The sequence below is a fragment of the Ensifer sp. PDNC004 genome (genome assembly GCF_016919405.1).
In the GTDB taxonomy this organism is placed as follows: Bacteria; Pseudomonadota; Alphaproteobacteria; order Rhizobiales; family Rhizobiaceae; genus Ensifer.
The window spans coordinates 2,368,619-2,386,132 of record NZ_CP070353.1; the positions used below are offsets into that span (position 1 = coordinate 2,368,619).

Annotated in this window: 17 protein-coding genes, 1 tRNA gene and 1 riboswitch; of the genes, 6 read left to right on the plus strand and 12 right to left on the minus strand. The window is 63.5% G+C overall.

Annotation, left to right across the window (positions count from 1 at the left end):
- Positions 1-17: 17 nt before the first annotated feature.
- Positions 18-1,094, minus strand: a complete 1,077-nt coding sequence (locus JVX98_RS19760; protein WP_205239485.1) for a calcium:proton antiporter — start codon at positions 1,092-1,094, stop codon at positions 18-20.
- 192 nt (positions 1,095-1,286) lie between these two features.
- Here JVX98_RS19760 and JVX98_RS19765 point away from each other — a divergent pair, with 192 nt between their 5' ends.
- From JVX98_RS19765 to JVX98_RS19775, 3 genes are all read left to right on the plus strand, one after another.
- Positions 1,287-1,940: a helix-turn-helix transcriptional regulator gene (locus JVX98_RS19765; protein WP_192447934.1), complete on the plus strand. Its 654-nt coding sequence runs from the start codon at positions 1,287-1,289 to the stop codon at positions 1,938-1,940.
- Positions 1,941-1,953: 13 nt separating this feature from the next.
- Entirely contained in the window at positions 1,954-2,787 is an 834-nt protein-coding gene (locus JVX98_RS19770) for a thermonuclease family protein (RefSeq protein ID WP_192447935.1), read from the plus strand.
- Positions 2,788-2,915: 128 nt separating this feature from the next.
- Positions 2,916-3,326 carry a tellurite resistance TerB family protein gene (locus JVX98_RS19775; RefSeq protein ID WP_192447936.1) on the plus strand — a complete coding sequence of 137 codons (411 nt, stop codon included), beginning with the start codon at positions 2,916-2,918 and terminating at the stop codon, positions 3,324-3,326.
- Positions 3,327-3,360: 34 nt separating this feature from the next.
- On the opposite strand, the gene JVX98_RS19780 is transcribed toward JVX98_RS19775, so the two are convergent.
- From JVX98_RS19780 to JVX98_RS19790, 3 genes are all read right to left on the minus strand, one after another.
- Positions 3,361-4,194, minus strand: a complete 834-nt coding sequence (locus JVX98_RS19780) for a transporter substrate-binding domain-containing protein (protein WP_205237171.1) — start codon at positions 4,192-4,194, stop codon at positions 3,361-3,363.
- A gap of 139 nt (positions 4,195-4,333) precedes the next feature.
- A tRNA-Gly gene (locus tag JVX98_RS19785) sits at positions 4,334-4,408 on the minus strand.
- Between the two features lie 81 nt (positions 4,409-4,489).
- Positions 4,490-5,587 (minus strand): 2'-deoxycytidine 5'-triphosphate deaminase, encoded by a 1,098-nt coding sequence (locus tag JVX98_RS19790; RefSeq protein WP_205237172.1) that lies wholly within the window; start codon positions 5,585-5,587, stop codon positions 4,490-4,492.
- 74 nt (positions 5,588-5,661) lie between these two features.
- Positions 5,662-5,740, plus strand: a riboswitch (SAM riboswitch).
- Between the two features lie 44 nt (positions 5,741-5,784).
- Between JVX98_RS19790 and JVX98_RS19795 the strand changes: the two genes are divergently transcribed.
- Positions 5,785-6,969 carry an O-succinylhomoserine sulfhydrylase gene (locus JVX98_RS19795; protein ID WP_043622374.1) on the plus strand — a complete coding sequence of 395 codons (1,185 nt, stop codon included), beginning with the start codon at positions 5,785-5,787 and terminating at the stop codon, positions 6,967-6,969.
- A 228-nt stretch (positions 6,970-7,197) separates the two neighbouring features.
- Positions 7,198-7,590, plus strand: coding sequence for a Co2+/Mg2+ efflux protein ApaG (gene apaG / locus JVX98_RS19800; RefSeq protein ID WP_043622371.1), 393 nt, complete (start codon positions 7,198-7,200; stop codon positions 7,588-7,590).
- Positions 7,591-7,659: 69 nt separating this feature from the next.
- Here the strand turns inward: apaG and JVX98_RS19805 are convergent, their stop codons facing one another.
- The 3 genes from JVX98_RS19805 to JVX98_RS19815 form a co-directional block, all read right to left on the minus strand.
- A complete protein-coding gene (locus JVX98_RS19805) occupies positions 7,660-8,649 on the minus strand; it encodes an Hsp33 family molecular chaperone (protein WP_192447938.1) in 990 nt (329 codons plus the stop codon).
- Positions 8,650-8,948: 299 nt separating this feature from the next.
- Positions 8,949-9,866, minus strand: coding sequence for an ornithine carbamoyltransferase (gene argF, locus JVX98_RS19810; protein ID WP_043622364.1), 918 nt, complete (start codon positions 9,864-9,866; stop codon positions 8,949-8,951).
- 104 nt (positions 9,867-9,970) lie between these two features.
- Positions 9,971-11,170, minus strand: coding sequence for an aspartate aminotransferase family protein (locus tag JVX98_RS19815; protein WP_205237173.1), 1,200 nt, complete (start codon positions 11,168-11,170; stop codon positions 9,971-9,973).
- Between the two features lie 421 nt (positions 11,171-11,591).
- Between JVX98_RS19815 and JVX98_RS19820 the strand changes: the two genes are divergently transcribed.
- Positions 11,592-12,113 (plus strand): GcrA family cell cycle regulator, encoded by a 522-nt coding sequence (locus JVX98_RS19820; protein ID WP_034797167.1) that lies wholly within the window; start codon positions 11,592-11,594, stop codon positions 12,111-12,113.
- 68 nt (positions 12,114-12,181) lie between these two features.
- On the opposite strand, the gene phoB is transcribed toward JVX98_RS19820, so the two are convergent.
- The 5 genes from phoB to pstC all read right to left on the minus strand — a co-directional run bounded on the left by phoB (position 12,182) and on the right by pstC (position 17,464).
- The gene (phoB, locus tag JVX98_RS19825; protein WP_034797168.1) at positions 12,182-12,865 is read right to left on the minus strand and encodes a phosphate regulon transcriptional regulator PhoB; all 684 of its coding nucleotides are present in this window, start codon (positions 12,863-12,865) and stop codon (positions 12,182-12,184) included.
- 202 nt (positions 12,866-13,067) lie between these two features.
- Positions 13,068-13,781 carry a phosphate signaling complex protein PhoU gene (gene phoU / locus JVX98_RS19830; protein WP_089043230.1) on the minus strand — a complete coding sequence of 238 codons (714 nt, stop codon included), beginning with the start codon at positions 13,779-13,781 and terminating at the stop codon, positions 13,068-13,070.
- 50 nt (positions 13,782-13,831) lie between these two features.
- The gene (gene pstB, locus JVX98_RS19835) at positions 13,832-14,647 is read right to left on the minus strand and encodes a phosphate ABC transporter ATP-binding protein PstB (RefSeq protein ID WP_034797173.1); all 816 of its coding nucleotides are present in this window, start codon (positions 14,645-14,647) and stop codon (positions 13,832-13,834) included.
- A 13-nt stretch (positions 14,648-14,660) separates the two neighbouring features.
- Complete coding sequence (gene pstA / locus JVX98_RS19840; protein WP_205237174.1) at positions 14,661-15,983, minus strand: phosphate ABC transporter permease PstA; 1,323 nt, start codon at positions 15,981-15,983, stop codon at positions 14,661-14,663.
- The gene (gene pstC, locus JVX98_RS19845; protein ID WP_192447941.1) at positions 15,980-17,464 is read right to left on the minus strand and encodes a phosphate ABC transporter permease subunit PstC; all 1,485 of its coding nucleotides are present in this window, start codon (positions 17,462-17,464) and stop codon (positions 15,980-15,982) included. The genes pstA and pstC overlap by 4 nt, the downstream gene beginning before the upstream one ends.
- Positions 17,465-17,514 lie beyond the last annotated feature (50 nt).

Genomic DNA, 17,514 nt, shown 5'->3' on the forward strand with positions numbered 1-17,514 from the left:
GCTCCCCCATCATCCGCTCAAAGGCCGATCGCCGAGAGCATGACGAAGGTGGCAAACAGCACGAAATGCGTCATGCCCTCAATCGCGTTGGTCTGGCCGTCGTTGAGGTTGATCGCCGCAACGATCAGCGTGATCGTCACCATCACCGTCTGCACCGGCGACATCGCCATCAGGAAGGGCTGGCCAGTATAGAGCGCGATCGCCTCCATCACCGGCACCGTCAGGATGACGGTCGAAAGCGAGGCGCCGAGCGCGATATTGAGGACCGCCTGCATACGGTTGGCGAGTGCGGCGCGCATGGCGGTCATGATCTCCGGCGAGGCGGAAATCGCCGCGACGACGATGGCCGTGACGGCGAGCGGTGCCCCACTCCCCTTCAGGCCAGATGTCAGCAGCGACGACATTACTTCCGCCAGAAAGCCGATCAGCACGATGCCGAGAATAAGGATCATGATCGACGGCAGCACCGGCTGGTCCGGATCGCCTTGTCTCGCACTCCCCTCGCCCTTCGCCTTCGGATAGCTGTAGCTGAAGAAGTAACTGTGCACGCCCACCTGCATGCGCAGGAACAGGGCATAGAGCGTGATCATCGCGCCGATGGTGAAGGCCGAGTAGAGATGCCATTTGGCCGCCGGCACGAATTCCGGCACGACCATCGAAATCCCCATCGCCGTCAGGATCATCACGCTGTAGGTGCGGGCGGAATCGTCGTTATAGGGCTGTTCGCCGTGCTTCAGGCCCCCAAGCAGGGCTGCGAGGCCCAGGATGCCGTTGATATCGAGCATGACGGCCGCATAGATCGTGTCGCGCACCAGCGTCGGAGACGTCTCGCTCGTCATCATGATCGCCAGCACGACGACTTCGACGAGCACCGCCGAGAGCGTCAGGATCATCGTGCCATAGGGATCGCCGACCTTCGACGCCAACACCTCGGCGTGATGCGATACCCGTAGCGACGCAAGTACGATCGCGACCACCAGGCCGCCGGCACCGAGAAGCGTTGCGAGGCGCCCCATCTCAAGCAGGTGATCTTCGAGCGCAAGTCCGGCGACCGCGGCAAGCATGGCGACGATCAGCAGGCGTTCCGCTTTCATGCGCACCAACAAAACGCCCTCCACCGAAAGCCTGCCTGCCCATCACCGGAACTATAGGGGCGACGCCCCGCAAAGCAAATGACGGGACGAGGACTATTTTCCTCCCGATTCTTTACCGCCCTGCAGCGTTTCGGTAGTGTGGCCGGGAACCAAAGCAGCAAGTGGCCGCCTGCCCGGCCTGGATCTCTCGTCATGTTGTCTCACGGCACGATCTGGCACGCTATCGACACCCTGGCCGAGCGCCATCAGCTCTCGCCTTCCGGTCTCGCGCGCCGTGCCGGCCTCGACCCGACTTCCTTCAACAAGTCCAAGCGTCGCTCCGCCGACGGGCGGGAGCGTTGGCCCTCGACGGAATCGATCGCCAAGGTGCTGGAGGCGACCGGCGCCACCATGGACCAGTTCACAAGTCTGCTGCAGCCGGACGGGGCCACAGCGCCTTCAGAACCTGTGGCCGCTGCCACGATCCCGCTGATTGGCTTTGCCCAGGCGGGTGCCGGCGGCTACTTCGACGACGGCGGCTTTCCCGCCGGTCAGGGCTGGGACGTCATCGATTTTCCCACGGATGCGGAAAAGCGCAGCGGCACCTATGCACTCGGGGTACAGGGAGACAGCATGCTACCGCTCTACCGCGACGGCGACATCCTGATCGTCGACCCCGGCGCGCCGATCCGGCGTGGCGATCGCGTCGTGGTGAAGACGCAGGAGGGCGAGGTCATGGCAAAGGTGCTCACGCGCCAGACGCCGCGGGTGATCGAACTTCTGTCGCTCAATCCCGAGCATCCGAACCGCAGCTTCGAGACCAGCCAGATCGAATGGATCGCCCGAATTATCTGGGCCAGCCAATAGGACGTCCTTCCTGATGCGGCAGCATTTCTACACCCTTGCCGGCGGCATCGCCGCAATCGCCCTTTTCACCGGCATCCTCTATGCGGGCGCCGTCGCCATCCGCGACCGCGAGACCGCCGCCACGCCGGAACTCGTTCTCGAAACGCCCGACATGACCGATTTCGAGGCGGCGCCGGATCAGGCCGACGACGAGGTCCCGCTCGACCCCGGCGCGCCATCCGGCGGCGCAGCGACGACGGGCGAACAACCGCAGGGCACCCCCACGACCGAGAATGCGGCGCGCGCTATCGAGCCGCAGCAGTTCGGCCTGCCCGACACCGTCACCAGCGCGCCGCTCGAGCGGGTGGAACCGCGCGCGCCGCTGTCGGAGCCGAAGAAGGAAGCGAAGGCCGCCGGGCCGACCGTGCTCTATCGGCCGGTCGCCGTCGCCGCCGGCGTGATACAGTTCGACAAGCTGACGCTGCAGATCGACGGCATCGAGCCGGAGCAGGCGGAGCGGACCTGCGAAAGCGGCGGCAAGAGCTGGCCCTGCGGCATCGTCGCACGAACCGCCTTCCGAAACTTCCTGCGTGCACGTGCGGTCAGCTGCGATCTGCCCGAAGCAGGTCCCGGCCCTTCGGCCACCGCCTCCTGCACGCTTGGCGGGCAGGATCTTGCCACCTGGCTCGTCGACAATGGCTGGGCGACACCGGTCGCGGGCTCCTCCCTCGAAAAACGCGCCGACGCGGCACGCCAGGCAAAGCTTGGTTTTTACGGTGACGATCCGCGCGACCTCAGCCACACGCCGATGACCTTCGACGATCCGACCCTCGGCCTCGGAGTGGACGCCTCGCAACCGGACTTGTAAACAGCCGCGACAATTCCCAGTTCTCGACCGTCTGCCGAAAGCAACAGACGGCCCAACTCTTTGAAACGACGCAACTCCGGATCAGGAACTACCCTCTCCCTGGAATTGCCCTACCGCCGGAAAGCCCCATGCTGCCAAGCCTCAGCCACCACGAAGCTCTCGTCTATGTCATGGTGATGATGTCGGCGGTCGACCGCGAGATGAGCGACGACGAGTTTGCCCGCATCGGCCGGCTGGTCCAGTTCCTGCCCGTGTTCGACGGCTTCGACGAGGATAGCCTCGTCCATATCGGCCATGAATGTTCGGCGCAGCTGGCGGCGCCCGAGGGGCTCGACATCATGCTCGAGATCGTGCGCGAAGCGCTGTCGGAGAAGTTCCACGAGACGGCCTACGCGCTCGCCGTCGAGATCGCGGCCGCCGACCAGCGCATCCGCAACGAAGAAATCCGCCTGCTGCAGCTGCTTCGAGACCGGCTTGGCCTCGACAAACTGACCTGCGCCGCCATCGAGCGCGGCGCGCTCGCCCGCTTCCGCCGATAGGCCAGCCGACGATCGCACCAGGAAGCCCTGAAGCTCAGTAGATGCCGTTCGGGAAGTAGCGCAGGTAGATTTCCTCCAACCGCCCGCTGCGCGACAACGCCAGCAGCGCGTGATCGATCGCCTGGGTCAGTGCCGGCTCCGACTTGCGGTTCATGATCGTCAGGCCCTCGCCGAGGAAGCGCTGCGAGAAGTAGGCGCCATCGACGAGCGCGCAGCAACCGCCGGCAGCGCTGCCAGAGATCCAGAAGGAAAGCTGCATGCCGTCGGAAAACACCGCCGGCACATCGCCCTTCTGCAGCGCTGTCAGCATGGCCTCGCGGTCGGGAAAGACCTTGGCCTCGATCTTCGGGAAGAACGCCTTGAACATCGCCTCATGCGTGGTTCCGGCGACGACACCGACCGGCTTGCCCTTCAGATCCTTCGGCGCGGCCACTGCGCTCGCCGCCTTGGTGTTGACCGCGAACCGCGCCGGGAGCCGCATGAAGGCGCGCGAAAAGCCGAAGCGCTGGCGCAGTTCCGGACCGACGGCGACGCCGGCGGCCACCGCCTCGCCCTGCCCCTGTTCCAACGCCGGCAGCAGCTCCGCATAGGTCACCGCCTGGATCTGGCACTTGGCTTCGATGTCGAGCTCGCGGCAGATCTCGCGCACGAGATCCACATGAAATCCCGAAAGCTTGCCCGACTGGTCGATGAAGTTGAACGGCGGAAAGTCCACCGTCGTCAAGAAGCGCAGGCGCGCGAGGCCCGTGAGATCCGGCTTGGCGATGCGTTCGCGCGCATCGAAAAGGAGCGGCAGGTCCTTGGGCTGGGCCGCAAGTGGCGTTGCGATCAAGGACGCGCAAAGGGCGAACAGGGAGAAAAGCTTCATGGGCAGCGGGCCGGCACGTCTCGTGTGTCAGATGCGGCCCTTAGAACCGCGGATGATTCATCCCGTCCTAGGTTAGCCGTCCACGGCGCAACTGGCCATAGGCCTTACGCCATCGAGGCAATGATCGGTCAGGAAGGAATGGAGCGGGTGATCGGGATCGAACCGACGACATCCAGCTTGGGAAGCTGGCGTTCTACCGCTGAACTACACCCGCGGCGCCTGCGAAATTTCCCGAACCGGGGCGATCTGTCAAGCACCCTTGCGCCGGATCGCACCAGGGTCGCTTCGAAATCCCCTACTCGGCGCGAAAATGCTTCGAGAGCTTCAGGCCCTGCGCCTGATAGTTGGAGCCGACGCCGAGGCCGTAGAGACCATCCGGGCGTTCCAGCATGTGTTCGTAAATCAGGCGGCCGACGATCTGGCCGTGTTCGAGGATGAACGGCACCTCGTGGCTGCGCACTTCCAGCACCGCACGGCTGCCCGTGCCGCCGGCAGAGGCATGGCCGAAGCCCGGATCGAAGAAACCGGCGTAATGCACGCGGAACTCGCCGACCAGCGGATCGAACGGCGTCATCTCGGCCGCATAAAGCGGCGGCACATGCACGGCCTCGCGCGAGACGAGAATGTAGAACTCATCCGGATCGAGGATCATTTCGTCGCGGCCGCGGCTATAAAGCGGCTCCCAGAAATCGAAGATCGCGTGCTGCGCCTTCTTGTCGACGTCGATAACCGCCGTGTGGTGCTTGCCGCGATAGCCGATCAGGCCTTCGGGTCCGGTGCCCTTCAGATCGATCGACAGCGCGATACCGCCGCCGCTGACATTCGGCTTGTCGCTCGCCACCAGCACGTCGCTATCATGCAGCGCCTGCAATTCCTGCTCCGACAGGATCGATTGGCCCATGCGGAAGCGGATCTGCGACAGGCGCGAGCCGCGGCGCACGACGATCGGGAAGGTGCGCGGGCTGATTTCGAGATAAAGCGGACCGCTGTAGCCGGCCGGGATCTTGTCGAACTCCTGGGCGCGGTCGGTGATGACGCGGGTGAAGATGTCGAGGCGGCCGGTCGAGCTCTTCGGGTTGGCCGAGGCCGACATGCCCTTGGGCAGCGCCAGGCTTTCCATCAGCGGCACGATGTAGACGCAGCCGGTCTCCAGCACCGCACCCTCGGTCAGGTCGACCACGTGCAGCTTCAGCCGGTCGAGCTTGTCGGCAACGAGATGAGACGGACCCGGCATGAAGCTGGCGCGGACGCGAAAAGCCTTGGCGCCGAGGCGCAGGTCGAGGCTTGCCGGCTGGATCTGATCGTCATCCAGCGGCTTCTCGCTCTTCAGGCGTCCCGATTCGAACAGCGCGGCGATCGCGCGATCGGCCAAAATCCCAGTGTCGCGGCCCATTGCAGTCCTCTTTTCAGTTGCGAGACAAAACCAAACTCCGGGAATTGACGCAAGCGTACCCTGGCAGTATTGAAGCTTTATCCCGTGGTGATTTGGCCGGTCGGCTTGCAGCCACGTTAAACAAGTAGCTAAAAAGGCCGGGTGTCAAACCGGCCCTTCACGCGGCCGGTTTTTTTGTTTTTGAAAGTGATCGTCACATGAGCAAAAACTGGCGCCCCGCAACGCAACTGGTCCATGGCGGCACGACCCGCTCCCAGCACGGCGAGACCTCCGAAGCGATCTTCCTCACCCAGGGCTTCGTCTACGAGACTTCGGAAGCCGCCGAGGCGCGCTTCAAGGGCGAGACCGAAGGTTTCATCTACGCCCGCTACGGCAGCCCGACCAACGACATGTTCGAAAAGCGCATGTGCATGCTGGAAGGCGCTGAAGACGCGCGCGCCACCGCATCGGGCATGGCCGCGGTCACCGCCGCCATCCTCTGCCAGCTGAAGGCCGGCGATCATATCGTCGCTGCCCGCGCGCTCTTCGGCTCCTGCCGTTGGGTGGTCGAGACGCTGGCGCCGAAATACGGCATCGAATGCACGCTCGTCGACGGACGTGATCTCGCCAACTGGGAAAAGGCGATCCAGAAGAACACCAAGGTCTTCTTCCTCGAAAGCCCGACCAACCCGACGCTTGAAGTCATCGACATTGCCGGTGTCGCCAAGCTTGCCAACCAGATCGGCGCCAAGGTCGTCGTCGACAACGTCTTTGCGACGCCGCTCTTCCAGAAGCCGCTGGAACTCGGCGCCCATATCGTCGTCTATTCCGCCACCAAGCATATCGACGGCCAGGGCCGATGCCTCGGCGGCGTGGTGCTTTCCGACAAGGAATGGATCAACGAGCACCTGCACGACTACTTCCGCCACACCGGCCCGGCGATGTCGCCGTTCAACGCCTGGACGCTGCTGAAGGGCATCGAGACGCTGCCGCTGCGCGTGCGCCAGCAGACGGAAACGGCCCGCCGCGTCGCCGACTTCCTGGCGGAACAGCCGCAGGTCGCGAAGGTCATCTATCCCGGCCGCAAGGACCACCCGCAGGCCGACATCATCGCCAAGCAGATGACCGGCGGCTCGACGCTCGTCGCGTTTGAACTGAAGGGCGGCAAGGACGCTGCCTTCGCGCTGCAGAATGCGTTGGAGATCGTGCGCATCTCCAACAACCTCGGCGACAGCAAGAGCCTGATCACCCATCCGGCCACGACCACGCACAAGAACCTGACCGACGAGGCCCGTACGGAGCTCGGCATGTCCGCCGGCACCGTGCGCTTCTCGGCCGGTATCGAGGATAGCGACGACGTGGTGGAAGATTTCGCCCGCGCGCTGAAGGCCGTGAAGGCCTGATTTTACGAAGACGCGGCCGCCGTGACCAACGGCGGCCGACACCCCTTGCCGGCAGCCGCGCAAGGGCATTCCAGCGGCACGGCGCTTAGGCGCCGGACGCGTTTCATCCGCCCGATCGCACCAGCACGACCATCCGTCCCATCGTGGGATCGCACAATCTTGCCGTTATTCTTGACGAAACCATCTTGCTGTAGAATACCCTGAAAGACCTGAAGCAAGGTGATGCCCATGTATCGCGCTTTGACCCGCGACATAGAAGTTACGGTGGAGCCGTACTATCTCGAAGAACAGTCGGATCCCGATGACGGCCGCTATGTTTGGGGCTATCGCATCGTCATCTCAAACCACTCGGACGCGACCGTGCGGTTGATGACGCGCTACTGGCACATTACCGATGAGAATGGGCAAGTCGACGAGGTCAGCGGCCCGGGCGTCATCGGCGAGCAGCCGCTGCTCAATCCCGGCGATACCTATGAGTATTCGTCCGGATGCCCGCTGGATACGCCCTCGGGCGTGATGTTCGGTCACTACAGCATGGAATCGGAAGGCGGAGAGACCTTCAACGTGGCCATCCCCGCCTTCTCGCTCGATTCACCCGGGCTCGTGCGCACCCTGAACTGACGCCATCCGGAACAGCCTGTCCTTCACTGACGTCGCTCTAACTCGCGGCCAGTCGACCGGAGGCGCCCGCTACTGCGGGCGCACCTCGCTAGCTTCGAAGCGATAGGTCGTCGAGCAGAACTCGCAGGTCACCTTGACTTCGCCATCGTCGATGGTGCTTTCGAGGTCGTCCGTGCTCAGGTTGGACAACACCGACTGAAGCTTTTCGCGCGAGCAGCTGCAACGGTCATAGACCGCTTGCGGTTCATAGACGCGAACGCCGCGCTCGTGGAACAGGCGATAAAGCAGCCGCTCGGTTCCGACCATCGGATCGGTCAATTCGTCCATGTCGATCGTTTCGACCATCACCTTGGCTTCGGCCCAGAGATCGTCGTCCTCGAACGTGCTTTCGCCGTCATCGCCGTCGCCGCCCGAGAGGTCGGGCTGGCGCATGCGCTCCGGCGCTTCTGGCAGGAACTGCGCGACCATGCCGCCGGCGCGCCACCGATGGCGCGGCTTGCCGTTTTCGTCGCGATCGAGAAGCTCGGCCACACCAAGGCGCACCTTGGTCGGGATCTGCTCCGACTGACGGAAATAGACGCCGGCGATTTCTTCCAGCGTCGCTCCGTCGAGCGCAACGATACCCTGGTAACGCTGGGTATGTGCGCCCTGGTCGATGGTGAAGGCGAGCACGCCCTTTCCGAGCAGCTCGTGCGAAAGGGTTCGGCCGTCCTTTTCGGCAGCGGCAAGCGCTTCCTGATCGTAGCGGGCATAGGCGCGCACGCGATCCGGCGTCGAGAAATCAGCGACCACCAGATCGACCGGGCCATCGCCCTGGGTCTGGACGATCAGCTTGCCTTCAAACTTCAGCGAGGTCCCGAGCAGCACGGTGAGCACGACGGTTTCAGCAACCAGGCGCGCGACCGGAAGCGGATAGTTGTGGCGCTCGAGGATTGCGTCCAGCATGGGGCCGAGCTGCACGGCGCGGCCGCGCACGTCGAGGCCTTCCACCTGGAAAGGCACGACGTGATCGTCACCGGCAAAGTCGAACTCACCAAGCCCTGGCGTCATGTCAGTCATGTCTTGCTCCTTGCCTTCAGCCACCAAGTTGCACCAGAGATATTGCTATCCCCGCGCAACGTGCTCGCTGTCTCAGTTGATCCCGCGATAAACGGATTGTCCACCAGGTATGTGCCGCCGCCATAGCAACGCACCACCTCGACGGTTGCGCGCTCACTACTTTCAGGAGCGCCCGTATGCCGCCTAAATCGTGTCGCACGTGGACAATGTCAAGTGCGGTGCACACGCCCCTATATGGCGCACGCTCGGCGGAGCGCACCGAAGCCTCTTCGCCGCAGTCGCGCGACCGGGAAGCCGGCTCAGACGAGCCCCATGCACCAGGCGATGACCGACTTCTGCGCGTGCAGGCGGTTTTCCGCCTCATCGAAGACCACCGACTGCGGGCCGTCGATCACGTCGTCGGTGACCTCTTCGCCGCGGTGCGCCGGCAGGCAGTGCATGAACAGCGCATCGGAGGCCGCACGCTTCATCAGCGCCTCGTTGACCTGATAGGGCTGGAAGACGTTGTGGCCGCGGGCGCGGTGTTCCTGGTTCATCGAAATCCACGTGTCGGTCACGACGCAATTGGCGTCGGCGACGGCCTGTTCGGCGTCATGACACAAGAGGACCTCGCCGCCATTGTTGCGCGCCCAATTCAGGAACTTGTCCTGCGGCTCGGAGCCGAGCGGCACGGCCATGTTCATACGGTAGCCGAAACGGGCGGAACCTTCGATCAGCGAATGCAGCACGTTGTTGCCGTCACCGGTCCAGGCAATCGTCTTGCCCTTCACCGGACCGCGATGCTCCTCGAAGGTCAGGATATCGGCCATGATCTGGCAGGGGTGGGTATCGTCGGTCAGGCCGTTGATGACGGGGACCGTCGCATGTTCGGCCAGCTCCAGAAGACGGCGGTGGTCGGTGGTGCGGATCATGATGGCGTCGACATAACGCGACAGGACCTTGGCTGTGTCGCCGATCGTCTCGGCGCGGCCGAGCTGCATTTCGGTACCCGACAGAAACAGGGTTTCGCCGCCGAGCTGGCGCATGCCGACATCGAAGGAAACGCGCGTACGGGTGGAGGGCTTTTCGAAGATCATCGCCAGCATCTTGCCGGCGAGCGGCTTCTCGGCGGTTCCGGCCTTGGTCGCCGCCTTTCGGACGCGCGCATCGTCGATGATCGTCCGGAGGTCGGCGGCCGTCATGGCCGAAAGATCGAGAAAATGTCTGGTGCCTGCCATCGTACTCGGTTCCTGTCTGAAAAATCGGTCCCTGGTGCGGCACGCTATCGACGTGCCCGCACGAAGGTCATTCTAACGCCTTAGTCGGCCCTGGGTCGCTACCTTCAGGCCGCGGCGTTGCCGCTTGCCTTGCGAACCGCCTCGGCGGCGCGTTCGATACGCGCCAGGCCCTCGCGGGCCTCCTCGGCCGTGATCGTCAGCGGCGGCAGCAAACGCAGTACGTTTTCGCCGGCCGGCACGGCCAGAAGCTTCTCCGCGCGAATTTCCTTCAGCAGATCGGCCGAAGGGCCCTTCACCTTGATGCCCAGCATCAGACCGTCGCCGCGGATCTCATCGATGACATCAGGGAAACGGTCCTTGAGCGACGCAAGACCCTGACGGAAGACCAGCGCGACATCGCGCACATGCGTGAGGAACCCGTCGGCCAGAACGACGTCGAGCACGGCATTGCCGACAGCCATGGCCAGCGGGTTGCCGCCATAGGTAGAGCCGTGCGTGCCCGCCACCATACCTGATGCGGCTTCCTCGGTCGCCAGGCACGCGCCGAACGGGAAGCCGCCGCCGATACCCTTGGCGACCGCCATGATATCCGGACGGATATCGGCCCATTCATAGGCAAACAGCTTGCCGGTGCGGCCGACGCCGGTTTGAACCTCGTCGAGGATCAGGAGCAGGCCGAACTCGTCGCAGAGCGCGCGCAGTTCCTGCATGAACTCCTTGGTCGCCGGGCGGATGCCGCCCTCGCCCTGGATCGGCTCGATCAGGATCGCTGCAGTTTCCTCGGTGATCGCATTCTTGACGGCAGCGATATCGCCGAACGGGACTTGGTAGAAGCCTGGCGCCTTCGGCCCGAAACCTTCGATGTACTTCTGCTGACCGCCGGCGGCGATCGTCGCGATCGTGCGGCCGTGGAAGGCGCCCTCGAAGGTGATGACATGGAACTTCTCCGGGTGACCCTTGGAGAAGTGGTAACGCCGTGCCGTCTTGATGGCGCATTCCAGCGCTTCCGCACCCGAATTGGTGAAGAACACCTTGTCGGCAAAGGTCACTGTGGTCAGCCGGCGACCGAGGCTTTCCTGGCCCGCAATCTCATAGAGGTTGGACAGGTGCCAAACCTTGTCGGCCTGCGCCTTCAGCGCCTCGACGAGGTGCGGGTGCGCGTGGCCGAGCGAGTTCACGGCAACGCCGGCACCGAAATCGAGATAACGCGTGCCGTCTTCAGCGATCAGCCAGGCGCCCTCTCCTCGCTCGAAACGCAACGGCGCGCGCATGTAGGTATCGTAAAGCGGCGTTGTTGCAGTCATGCGAGGCTCTCCTTCACTCCAGATCGACATCGATCCCGCGCCTCACGCGGGCCGATAAAAATCAAAAATGCCGCCTTTCGGCGGCGCAGGCACTATTCCCATTTCGCGGTGCAATGTCAACAAAACCAAGCCTTGCAGCGCAACATGAAGGGTCGATTCCTGGCAGCAGAAAAATCGTCCGGGAGGGCTTGCAAAAATGCAACGCTGGCCGAGCAAGTTGGGGAAAACTACGAAATCGATTCGGCCTGATTCCCGGGACTCTTGCCACAGAGTCCAGCGGTCAGTACGTTAACATTCAATTACTAGACGCATGCGGCGGACCTAGTCACCAAAAGAGTTATCGCGTTTGCAACCCCGGGGTTCAGCCGGGGTGCGGTGAGGGATTCTGCCATCCCCAACGCTGAGAACGGAGAGTGCAGAAATGAACTGGACTGACGAGCGGGTGGAGAAACTGAAGAAGCTTTGGTCCGAGGGCCTGAGCGCAAGCCAGATCGCGGCACAGCTCGGCGGCGTCAGCCGTAACGCTGTCATCGGCAAGGTTCACCGCCTGAGCCTGCCAGGTCGCGCCAAGGCCGGTGGCAGCACCACGACGGCGGCCCGTCCGAAGCGCCCGACTTCGGCACCGCGCGCGCCGAACTACGCTTCGCGCGTTTCGACCCGCCCGGTTGCACGCGCGGCCGGCGCTGTCGTTCTCAAGGAAGAAATCGAAGTCGATCTCGTTGCCGAGCAGGATTTCAGCACTCGGACCGACGTTGTCGTGCCGATGTCGCGTCGCCTCGAGCTGACCCAGCTTACCGAGCGCACCTGCAAGTGGCCGATCGGCGACCCGCTGAAGGAAGAGTTTCACTTCTGCGGCAACGATTCCCCGGAAGCCTCGCCTTACTGCACCTTCCATGCGCGGCTGGCCTACCAGCCGTCGGGGGAGCGCCGCAGGGCCCGCTAAGAAGCCGGACAGCATCACAAAAAAAGGGGCCGATCGGTCCCTTTTTTTGTTGGCGACTTTCAGACCGCTCAGCTTTCGAGCGAATAGCCGGCGCCGCGAACGGTGCGGATGACGTCGGGCATGTTCGAGAAGTTCAGAGCCTTGCGCAGACGACCGACATGCACGTCGACGGTGCGCTCGTCGACATAGATGTCATGCCCCCAGACGCCATCCAGAAGCTGCGAGCGAGAGAAGACGCGGCCCGGCGAGGACATCAGGAACTCCAGAAGACGGAACTCGGTCGGGCCGAGGCGCACTTCGCGGCTGCGGCGATGAACGCGGTGGGTCTCGCGGTCGAGTTCGATGTCGCCGCAGCGAAGCAGCGTCGAGAGCACCTCGGGCTTTGCCCGGCGCAGCATCGCCTTGACGCGCGCCATCAGCTCCGGCGTCGAGAAGGGCTTGACCACATAGTCGTCGGCACCGGTCGCCAGACCCCGGACGCGCTCGCTTTCCTCGCCGCGCGCCGTCAGCATGATGATCGGCAGACGTTCGGTCTCCGGGCGCTGGCGCAGCCGGCGGCAAAGCTCGATGCCGGAAACACCGGGCAGCATCCAGTCGAGGATAAGCAGGTCGGGCAGCCGCTCCTGAAGCCGGATCTCCGCCTCGTCGCCCCTGAGGATCGTGTCGACGTCGAAGCCTTCGGCTTCCAGATTGTAACGCAGCAGAACGCTCAGCGCCTCTTCGTCTTCGACTACGGCGATTTTTGGCAACATCAGGTAACGTCTCCTTACCGCGGGCGGCCTTTGGGCTCATCGGCCCGGCCGGCGCTCAGACACTCTAAATCTGGAGCACATCCGCCGATTTCAAAGGCGGGGCGAAAACCGCGTGCTTCAGATACAGGAACTCGGGGCCGCGACCGAAGCCGCGACCGGATCAGATTTCAAAGGGCATGCATGCTTGCGGCGCGCTTGGCGCTCAGTCGTTGACCGAGCCCAGCGTCGACGTGGTGTCATCCTTCGGACGCTCGCCTTCCGGCTGGGCGCCCGTCGCCATGTAATAGATCGTCTCAGCGATATTGGTCGCATGGTCGCCGATGCGCTCGATGTTCTTGGCGCAGAACAGAAGATGCGTGCAGGGCGTGATGTTGCGCGGATCTTCCATCATGTAGGTCAGAAGCTCGCGGAACAGCGAGGTGTAGATCGCATCGATCTCCTCGTCGCGCTCGCGGATGCTGTTGGCCTTCTCAGGCGAGCGCGAAGCGTAGACGTCGAGCACCTCCTTGAGCTGGACGAGAGCAAGCTCTGCCAGGTGCTCCAGGCCGCGGGCGAGCTTGCGCGGAATGCCGGATCCGGCAACCGCGATCACGCGCTTGGCGGTGTTCTTGCCAAGGTCGCCGACGCGTTCCAGATCGGAGGCGATGCGGATCGACCCCATGATCTCGCGCAGGTCGGCGGCGACCGGCTGGCGCTTGGCGATCGTGACGATCGCCTTCTCGCCGATCTGGCGCTCGGCGTCGTCGAGAACGGTGTCGTCCGAGATCACCTTCTGTGCGAGAGCGAGGTCGGAATTGACCAGCGCGCGAACGGATTCGGCGACCATCTGCTCGGCGAGACCGCCCATCTCCGAGATGCGGCGCGTCAGGTACTTCAGTTCTTCGTCATAGGCGGACATGATATGCATGGACATGATCGTCGATCCTTACGGGCGCTTTGCAGTTACTGTTGCAGCCTTATGCGGCCTCAGCCGAAGCGGCCCATGATGTAATCCTGGGTGCGCTGGTCATCCGGATTGGTGAACATCTTGTCGGTGTCGTTCTCCTCGACGAGATTGCCGAGGTGGAACATGGCGGTGCGCTGCGAAACGCGGGCGGCCTGCTGCATCGAATGGGTCACGATGACGATCGTGAAGTTCGTGCGCAGTTCGTGGATGAGCTCTTCAACCTTGGCCGTCGCGATCGGATCAAGCGCAGAGCAGGGCTCGTCCATCAGGATGACTTCCGGGCTGACGGCGACCGCACGGGCGATGCAGAGGCGCTGCTGCTGACCACCGGAAAGGCCGGTGCCCGGCTCCTGCAGACGATCCTTTACCTCGTTCCACAGACCGGCCTTCTGCAGGCTGGTCTCGACCACTTCGTCAAAATCGGCCTTGGTGCGGGCAAGTCCGTGGATGCGCGGACCGTAGGCGACGTTGTCGTAGATCGACTTCGGGAACGGGTTCGGCTTCTGGAAGACCATGCCGACGCGGGCGCGCAGTTCGACGACGTCGATCGTCGGGTCATAGATGTCGTCCTCGTCGAGCGTGATCTTGCCGGTGACGCGGCAGTTCTCGATCGTGTCGTTCATGCGGTTCAGCGTGCGCAGGAAGGTCGACTTGCCGCAACCCGAAGGACCGATCAGCGCCGTGACGGTGTTCTCGCGGATGTTGAGGTTGACGTCGAAAAGCGCGCGCTTCTCGCCGTAGTAGACCGACACATCCTTGCCGATCATCTTGTAGGGCACGGTGTTCATTTTCTGATCCAGGGCCTTCTCGACTGCTGCTTCTGACATGATGTTCATAGTAATTACCTCACTACCAGCGGCGCTCAAAGCGACGTCGCAACAGAATGGCTCCAAGGTTCATGACGACCAGGAAGATGAGAAGAATGATGATTGCGCCAGAGGTGCGCTCGACGAAGGCGCGTTCCGCCTCGTTGGCCCACATGTAGATCTGCACCGGCAGCGCCGTCGACGGTTCCATCGGCGAACCGGGAAAATCGACAACGAAGGCAACCATGCCGATCAGGAGCAGCGGCGCCGTTTCGCCAAGCGCATGGGCAAGACCGATGATGGTGCCGGTCAGTATACCGGGCATGGCGAGCGGCAGCACGTGGTGGAAGATGGTCTGCATCTTCGACGCACCGAGACCGAGGGCCGCCGAGCGGATCGACGGCGGGACCGCCTTCAACGCCGCACGGGTGGCGATGATGATCGTCGGAAGCGTCATCAACGTCAGCACGAAGCCGCCGACGACGGCTGCCGAGCGCGGCATGCCGGCGAAGTTGATGAAGACGGCAAGGCCCAGGAGACCGTAGACGATCGACGGAACGGCCGCGAGGTTGTTGATGTTGACCTCGATCAGGTCGGTCAGCCGGTTCTTCGGCGCAAACTCCTCGAGGTAGATCGAGGCGGCGACGCCGATCGGAAGCGACAGCACCAGCACGATCAGCATCATGTAGAGCGAGCCGAGGGCAGCGACGCCGACGCCTGCCGCTTCGGGACGGCTGGAGGCGCCGAAGGTGAAGATGCCGGTGTTGAAGCTCTTCTTCAGGATGCCGGCGCTCGCCAGCTCGTTCATCCAGGTGACCTGCTGGTCCTTGACCTTGCGCTTGCCCTCATCGACCGAGAGATCGATCTGGCCCTTGAAGGCGGAGTCGATGTTGGCTTCGGCCAGCAGCGTGACAGGAACCGTCTTGCCGATGATCGACGGGTCGGCGACGACCATGTCGCGCAGCAGCGTGCGGGAGCTGGCGGAAACCATGTCGGTCGCCTGCTTGACCTGCGGCCGCTTGGTGGCGTCGATGCCGAGCTGCTTGACGAGCGCATCGCGCACCAGCAGCGGATAGTTGGCGGTCATCAGCACCTTGCCGTCGGTTGCGCGTTCGCCCTTGGGGTCGATGACCTTTTCAGTGAACTCGATCGGCAGCGTGATCGTCGTCTGCTGGAAGGCGGTGTAGCCGTTGGAAAATACGGTCCACAGCAGCAATGCCAGGAAGAAGAGACCGGTGCTGATCGCGGCCATGCCGTAAAAGCGGAACCGGCGTTCGGCAGCATAGCGACGCTTGATGCCGATATCGCGCTTGGCGGATGCGGGACGGGCGGAGATCCGGACGGTCGGGGAAGCGATGTCGGTCATTCGTACTGTTCCCGGTATTTGCGCACGATGTAGAGCGCGTAAATGTTGAGGCCGAGCGTGATGACGAAGAGCGTGATGCCCAGCGCGAAGGCCACCAGCGTCTGCGGCGAGGTGAACTCGAGGTCACCCGTCAGCTGGTTGACGATCTTCACAGTCACCGTCGTCATCGGCTCGAAAGGATTGATCTGCATGCGGGCCGCGACACCGGCCGCCAGCACCACGATCATGGTCTCGCCGACGGCGCGCGAGGCGGTCAGCAGCAACGCGCCGACGATGCCCGGAAGAGCGGCGGGAAGGATCACCTTCTTGACCGTTTCTGAGCGGGTGGCGCCAAGGCCGAGCGAGCCGTCACGCAGGGCGCGCGGCACCTGGGTGATGATGTCGTCCGACAGCGACGACACGAACGGGATCAGCATGATGCCCATGACGATGCCGGCCGTCAGCACGCTCTGTGCCTGGATGAAGTTCTGGTAGTTGCCGGTCATGAGACCGTTCATCTGCGCCGAGATATCGCGCAGGAACGGACCAACCGTCACCAGCGCAAAGAAACCGTAGACGATGGTCGGAATGCCGGCGAGCACTTCGAGCAGCGGCTTTGCGGTGGAGCGCAGGCGCGGGCTTGCATATTCCGCCATGTAGATCGCAGCAAAGAGGCCGATCGGCACTGCGAAGAGCATGGCGACGAAGGCGATATAGAGCGTACCGGCGAGGAGCGGGATCAGGCCGAACTGGCCCGAAGCACCACCGCTGCCGGCAGCCGCAAAGCGCGGATCCCAGACCGTGCCGAAGAAGAACTCGAACGGCGAGACCATGGTGAAGAAGCGGCCGGCTTCCGACAGCATCGAGGCGACGATGCCGACCGTCGTCAGGATGGCGATGGAGGACGCGACGATCAGCGAGCCGAGAATGACCCGCTCGACCTGGTTGCGGGCGCGGAAGCGGGTCGCGACGTTGCGGATGGCGTAGACGCCGCCGGCAATCGCGATCAGCAGAACGGCGACCGTCATCAGCCAGCGGTTGGTCGCGGTCATCGCGTTGAAGTGCTTGGCGACGGTGACCATGTAGGGATCGCCTTCGCCAGCAAGGGCAACACCCTTGGACGCGAGCGTCGCGCGAAGATTGGCGGAGCCGCCCTCAAGGGCTGCGAGCTCTTCGCCGCTCAGGCGCAGAAGGCCACCGGCAACGGATTTGACCTGACCGAGCGCGAGCTGCACGGCGGCAGGGCCCTGGCTCTGGACGGTATCCGGCAAGGCCGCGCGCGTGCTTCCGTCGATATACACGGGAGCGGCGAACAGCCAGGTGCCGAGAACGAGTGCGGCCGGAAGCATCGCCCAGATGGCGACGTAGCTACCGTGATAGCCCGGCAGAGAATGAAGGTTGGAGAGCTTGCCGCCGGACTGCGCCAGCGAACGGGCGCGGCCTGCAAAATAAGCAATGAAACCAATAACAATAATGAGCAAAAGAAGGAGCGAAGTACTCATCCGCACGTCTCCCCGGCATCGCCCGTCATGGGTGCCGGCAAATCGAATGA